The organism is Pseudoalteromonas sp. SR43-7 (genome assembly GCF_014163785.1).
Taxonomy (GTDB): Bacteria; Pseudomonadota; Gammaproteobacteria; order Enterobacterales; family Alteromonadaceae; genus Pseudoalteromonas; species Pseudoalteromonas distincta.
Genome location: NZ_JACJDY010000015.1, coordinates 116,756 through 122,755, shown reverse-complemented (window position 1 = coordinate 122,755; position 6,000 = coordinate 116,756). Strand labels below are relative to the sequence as shown.

Annotated in this window: 9 protein-coding genes; 8 read left to right on the top strand and 1 reads right to left on the bottom strand. The window is 39.9% G+C overall.

Annotation, left to right across the window (positions count from 1 at the left end; genetic code table 11):
* Together H5087_RS12830 and H5087_RS12825 are read left to right on the top strand one after the other, a co-directional pair.
* A partial coding sequence (locus H5087_RS12830; protein ID WP_259397770.1) for a pseudouridine synthase occupies positions 1-408 on the top strand: 408 nt, incomplete at its 5' end.
* Positions 405-1,067, top strand: coding sequence for an HAD-IA family hydrolase (locus H5087_RS12825; protein WP_182672288.1), 663 nt, complete (start codon positions 405-407; stop codon positions 1,065-1,067). The genes H5087_RS12830 and H5087_RS12825, both read left to right, overlap by 4 nt.
* 9 nt (positions 1,068-1,076) lie before the next feature.
* On the opposite strand, the gene H5087_RS12820 is transcribed toward H5087_RS12825, so the two are convergent.
* Positions 1,077-1,676 carry a nucleoside triphosphate pyrophosphatase gene (locus H5087_RS12820; protein ID WP_182672287.1) on the bottom strand — a complete coding sequence of 200 codons (600 nt, stop codon included), beginning with the start codon at positions 1,674-1,676 and terminating at the stop codon, positions 1,077-1,079.
* Between the two features lie 131 nt (positions 1,677-1,807).
* On the opposite strand from H5087_RS12820, the gene yceD reads away from it, so the two are divergent.
* From yceD to acpP, 6 genes are all read left to right on the top strand, one after another.
* Positions 1,808-2,332: a 23S rRNA accumulation protein YceD gene (yceD, locus tag H5087_RS12815; protein WP_182672286.1), complete on the top strand. Its 525-nt coding sequence runs from the start codon at positions 1,808-1,810 to the stop codon at positions 2,330-2,332.
* Positions 2,333-2,341: 9 nt separating this feature from the next.
* Positions 2,342-2,512, top strand: a complete 171-nt coding sequence (rpmF, locus tag H5087_RS12810) for a 50S ribosomal protein L32 (protein ID WP_002962381.1) — start codon at positions 2,342-2,344, stop codon at positions 2,510-2,512.
* Between the two features lie 12 nt (positions 2,513-2,524).
* Positions 2,525-3,565 (top strand): phosphate acyltransferase PlsX, encoded by a 1,041-nt coding sequence (gene plsX, locus H5087_RS12805; RefSeq protein ID WP_002962380.1) that lies wholly within the window; start codon positions 2,525-2,527, stop codon positions 3,563-3,565.
* A 52-nt stretch (positions 3,566-3,617) separates the two neighbouring features.
* A complete protein-coding gene (fabD, locus tag H5087_RS12800) occupies positions 3,618-4,544 on the top strand; it encodes an ACP S-malonyltransferase (protein WP_182672285.1) in 927 nt (308 codons plus the stop codon).
* 11 nt (positions 4,545-4,555) lie between these two features.
* On the top strand, positions 4,556-5,302 hold the full coding sequence (fabG, locus tag H5087_RS12795) for a 3-oxoacyl-ACP reductase FabG (RefSeq protein ID WP_002962378.1): 747 nt from the start codon (positions 4,556-4,558) through the stop codon (positions 5,300-5,302).
* Between the two features lie 250 nt (positions 5,303-5,552).
* On the top strand, positions 5,553-5,789 hold the full coding sequence (gene acpP / locus H5087_RS12790) for an acyl carrier protein (RefSeq protein WP_002962377.1): 237 nt from the start codon (positions 5,553-5,555) through the stop codon (positions 5,787-5,789).
* Positions 5,790-6,000 lie beyond the last annotated feature (211 nt).

Sequence of the window (6,000 nt, the reverse complement as noted above, 5' to 3'; positions counted from 1 at the left end):
GACTCTAAAACTAAAAACGTTACCGAAGGGCTGCGTAAAAATACACTTAAATCGGGTGAACGCGTAGTACGTGTAGATAACACTGAGGGCAAGCCTTCGCATACGCGTTTTAAAGTACTTGAACGTTTTAACGATTGCTCACTCGTACAAGCGTCGCCTGTTACAGGACGTACGCACCAAATTCGTGTTCATACACAATGTAAAGGTCATCCTATCGCCTGCGATGATAAATACGGTGACCAAGGGTTTGATGAATCTATGCGTAAAGTTGGGTTAAACCGTTTATTCTTACATGCACACGATTTAAGTTTTTATCATCCTAAAAACGAAACAACGATGCGTATTGAAGCGCCCCTTGATAAAACGCTTAAAAATACATTACTAAAATTACGAGACGCAAAACAGTGATTGCAGAGACGCCAATTAAAAAATATAAGCTCGTCATTTTTGATTGGGATGGCACCGTTATGGATTCAGTCACTAAAATAGTTAACTGTATTCGTAGTAGTGCTGAGTCACTTAATTTAGTGGCGCCAAGTGATTTAGCAATTAAAAATATTATTGGTATGTCGCTTGAAAAAGCAATTGATGTTTTATTTCCCGATAATGTCGCGCAGCATCAAGCGCTAATTAAAGGGTATAAACACCAATATAGTGTTGATACCACGCCAACTCCTGTATTTGATAATGTTGTCAGCGTTTTAGGTGCCTTAAAAGAGCAGGGCATTGTTTTAGCGGTTGCAACAGGTAAAGGTCGAGATGGATTAGAGCGTTTGCTTGAACAAAGTAAATTACGCCACTTTTTTAGTGCAACACGAACTAGCGACGAAGCGCAATCAAAGCCCTCTCCAAATATGCTGTATCAATTACTTGAAGAACTTGGCATAAGCGCTCAAGACGCTGTAATGATTGGTGACACTCAAATAGACATGACAATGGCAAAAGCTGCAGGCATGGATAGAATTGGCGTAACAATGGGGGTACATAACGCACAGCAGCTAAATGAGCTTAGCCCTGTTGCAACGGTAGATAATTATCTGCAATTACAACAGGTTTTGCTTGGTTAATTTATTTAACTAGGACTTGTTTTGAGCAGTAAGTACATCTATACCAAACTCAGCCAGTAATTGGCTGAGTTTAATTAATGGTAATCCAATTAGGCTATTAGGATCGTCTCCGCTTAGTTTTTCAAATAAACAGATACCCAACCCTTCACTTTTAAAGCTGCCAGCACAATTATAAGGCTGCTCTGCGTCGCAATAAGCACTAATTTGTGCATCACTGAGTGTTTTAAACGTCACATTAAAAGGTTCTACACAGGTTTTTTTTGTTCCAGTTACAATATCGTAAACACAAAGCCCAGTTAAAAATGTTACAGTATTACCGCTAAATAAATTTAGTTGTTTTAGAGCATTTTGTTTATTGTGCGGTTTACCTAAAATTTGATTGTTAAACACAGCGACTTGGTCTGATCCAATTGCTAACCCTTTTTTAAAGTGTTTATTAGCTGCTGAGGCTTTTAACTCACTTAAACGCTTAACCAGTTCAGTAGGTGTTTCGCATTCAAGTGCTGATTCGTCAACGTCGGGTGAAAACGTATCAAAGGGTAAATTAAATTTTTGTAATAAAGACTGCCTAAAAGGCGAGCTTGACGCTAAAATGAGTGGAAGCTTCATGGACTGTTTTCCTACGATAATTCAGATTGAGTTAGGATAAATCAGATCCGAGAGTAAAACACGTTAAAAACCAAGTAAAAATGGTTTTTTACTTTGACTAACAAACTAACTATCTATATGATGCAGCCCCTATGCAAAAGGTGAAAATTCCCATCACTCTTCATCTAGGCAAAGCAGCGCAGCACCGTTTAAAGTATGACGGAATTGTACCGCTTGAAAAACTTACTCGTTTAGAGAAAGTTGTGCAGGAAGAAGTAGGTGAAATAGCGGTAAAAATACATTGCAAAAACGATGATCAAGGTTTCGCTGTGATTAGAGGCAATTTGTCCACACATGTTACTGTCATTTGTCAACGTTGTAATGGTGATTTAGGGTTGGATTTGGTTCAAGACTTTGCATATTCACCAGTAGGTGAAGATACAGAGTTAGATATTTTTCCTGAAGACTACGACGAAGTAGCACTTGATGAAAATGGTGAAGTTAACGTTTTTGATTTAATTGAAGACGAACTAATTTTAGCAATTCCATTAGTGGCTACCCACAACGAAGCTTCATGCAGTTATTCAGCAAAGCCTGCCAGCTTTGGTGTATTAAAGGCGGAAGATGATAAACCTAATCCATTTGATATTTTGAAACAACTTAAGAAAGATTCTTAGGAGAAGACTATGGCTGTACAAAAAAGCAAAAAGTCTCGTGCAAGACGCGGCATGCGCCGTTCACACGATGCGATCAGTGGTCCAACTTTAACTGTAGATCAAACATCTGGTGAGACTCATCGTCGTCACCATGTGACTGCAGATGGTTACTACAAAGGCGTTCAAGTAATTTCTAAATAAGAGATTACTTATATGCTGAAAGATCTAACCATAGCGTTAGATATGATGGGGGGCGATTACGGCCCCCGTTCATCTATTCCTGCTGCCGTTCATGCGGTGAACGCTCATGCCAATTTAAGTCTCATTTTATGTGGCAATGAAGACGTTATATCTAAAGAACTCGAATCCCTCGATTCTTTATCTCATCCAAGACTCATAATTCGTCACTGTAGTGAAATAGTCACTAACGCCTGCGAACCTGCAATTGCTGTACGTTCAAAAAAAGATTCATCTATGCGTGTTGCCCTTGATTTAGTTAAGTCGGGCGAAGCACAAGCGTGTGTTAGCTCAGGTAATACCGGCGCTTTATTTTTTATGGCTCACTACGTATTAAAAATGCTGCCAGGTGTTAAACGTGCCGCACTCATTTCATCTGTTCCTACAGAAAGCCAAAACCCAGTATATTTACTCGACTTAGGTGCTAATGTGCATTGCGATGCGCAAATGCTGTATCAGTTTGGCATTATGGGCTCTGTAGTTGCTGGTCAAGCACTTGGGTGCGATAACCCTCGCGTTAGCTTATTAAATATTGGCGCTGAGGACATTAAAGGCCACGATGATATTAAACAGGCTGCACAATTAATGCAGCAAAGCCCACATATTAATTACATTGGTTACAGCGAAGGAAGTGATATTTTTTCTGGCAAGGCTGATGTTATTGTATGCGAAGGGTTTGTGGGTAACGTGGCGCTCAAAACATGCGAAGGCATTGCCAAGCTTATTATGAATAAGTTTACAGCTGCGCTCGAAAAGCACCTTTTGTATAAATGTATGGCGTTTATATTGCGTCCAATAATAAAAAAACTCTATAAAAGGGTGAACCCCGACCAGTATAACGGTGCTTCTCTGGTAGGATTGCGCGGTATTGTCGTTAAAAGTCATGGAAATGCGTCAGCTAAAGCATTTCAAGCAGCAATTGATGAAGCGGTAAAAGAGGTTGAACGTCAACTTCCTGATAAAATCGCCGCTATTTTCGAAAAAACACATTCTAAAGACACGGCGGTTAATCAATAATTGATGTGCCGTGTATTTCATTATTTATTTGTTTAATTAAAAAGAGCAAAGTATGGCACAAAAAATTGCACTTCTATTCCCAGGTCAAGGCTCGCAAAGCGTTGGTATGTTAAAAGAGCTACTAGAGAGTTCTGACATTGTTAAAGCAACATTTGCAGAAGCATCAGATGCACTGGGTTACGACTTAGCAGAGCTAGTTCTTAATGGCCCAGAAGAAAAATTAAATCAAACTCATCGTACACAACCTGCATTATTAACTGCAAGTGTTGCTATTTACCGTGATTGGTTTGCAGCAAACCCAGATGCAGACGTTGTTATGGCGGGGCACAGCTTAGGTGAATATTCAGCACTAGTATGTAGCGACGTACTAAGCTTGAGCGAAGCTGTTAAGCTTGTTGAAAACCGTGGTTTATACATGCAAGAAGCTGTACCTGCAGGCGTAGGTTCAATGGCTGCGATTATTGGCTTAGGCGATGAAGAAATAAAAGCGGCATGTGCTGCCTCAGCGCAAGGTGAGGTTGTATCTCCAGTTAACTACAATTCTCCTGGTCAAGTTGTTATTGCAGGGCATAAAGCGGCAGTAGATAGAGCATCACAAGCATGTAAAGATGCTGGTGCTAAACGCGCATTACCACTTTCGGTTAGCGTACCTTCACATTGTGAACTAATGAAGCCAGCTGCTGATAAGCTAGCGGTAGACTTGGCCGCTTTAACATTTAATACACCTAAGTGTGATGTAATTAATAATGTTGATGTAAAAGCTGAATCGACCGCTGATGCAATTAAAGATGCACTAGTACGTCAACTATACAGCCCAGTTCGCTGGACAGAAACAGTACAAGCCTTGGTTGCACAAGATGTAACGCAAAGCTACGAATTTGGTCCTGGTAAAGTATTAACAGGACTTGCTAAACGAATTGATAAAGCAATGGTTTGTGGCTCAGTAAACGATGCCGCTTCAATCGCTGCTGCTAAATAAGAGTATATAAAATGTCTAATTTATTTTCTTTAGAGGGCAAAATTGTCCTAATTACTGGCGCTAGCCGTGGTATTGGTAAAGCAATTGCAACAACATTAGTTGCGCAAGGTGCAAAAGTAGCAGGCACTGCTACAAGCGAGTCAGGCGCTGCTAAAATCAGCGAGTACTTAGGTGACAATGGTAAAGGTTATGCATTAAACGTAACGGATCCTGCATCTATTGAAGCGACACTTGCCGCAATAAAAGCTGATTTTGGCGATATTGACGTACTTGTTAATAACGCAGGTATCACACGTGACAACCTATTAATGCGTATGAAAGAGACTGAATGGGACGATATAATCGACACTAACTTAAGCTCGATTTTCCGTTTATCTAAAGCGGTACTTCGTCCAATGATGAAGAAAAAGAAAGGTCGTATTATCAATATTGGCTCAGTAGTGGGCACTATGGGTAATGCAGGACAAGCTAACTATGCAGCGGCTAAAGCAGGCGTCATTGGTTTTTCTAAGTCACTTGCACGCGAAGTGGCATCACGTGGTATTACAGTAAACGTAGTGGCACCTGGTTTTATTCAAACTGATATGACTGATGATTTAACTGATGAGCAAAAAGCAGCAACACTTGCAAATGTTCCAGCAGGGCGTTTAGGCCAACCAGACGAAATTGCAGCTGCGGTATGTTATTTAGCATCTGACGCTGCTGCGTACGTATCAGGTGAAACTTTGCATGTAAATGGCGCGATGTACATGGTTTAATAACCATTGTACCCACATTGTTACCTAATAAAGTTAAGTAAGTTACCTCAAAAACATTGAATTATTTGTGAACTTGCTTTAAACATACTTGAAATCGCTGCGAAAATAAGCGATAAAAGACAAAACACACACTCAGAGGTTTGACCAGACAATTATTTATGGTCAAATCATTGAATCAGAGAATTATGCCGCGTAAACTACGCGGCAATCTGAAAATAACGCATCGGCGTTTTTAATAAAGGAAAGAAGAATGAGCGATATCCAAGAACGCGTAAAGAAAATTATCATTGAACAACTAGGTGTTAAAGAAGAAGAAGTTAAAAATGAATCTTCTTTCGTAGATGACCTAGGTGCAGATTCTCTTGATACTGTTGAACTAGTAATGGCTCTTGAAGAAGAGTTTGATACTGAGATCCCAGATGAAGAAGCTGAGAAGATCACTACAGTACAAACTGCTATCGATTACGTAACAGCACACGCTGAGTAATTAATCGCACGTTAAAGGCAGCATCCGCTGCCTTTAATTTTTTATATCCAAACCACCTCAAAGTTCGTGATTCAAAACTTAAGCCTCAATGCTCAATTTTAGCTAAAAATTAATTTTGATTGTGTTATGCGTTTTTAATCTATTTTGGGACTAGCACTTTGAGGTAGCTTGGGTATGATCATCCCCTTGTAAATATCCCTTATTGGAGGCA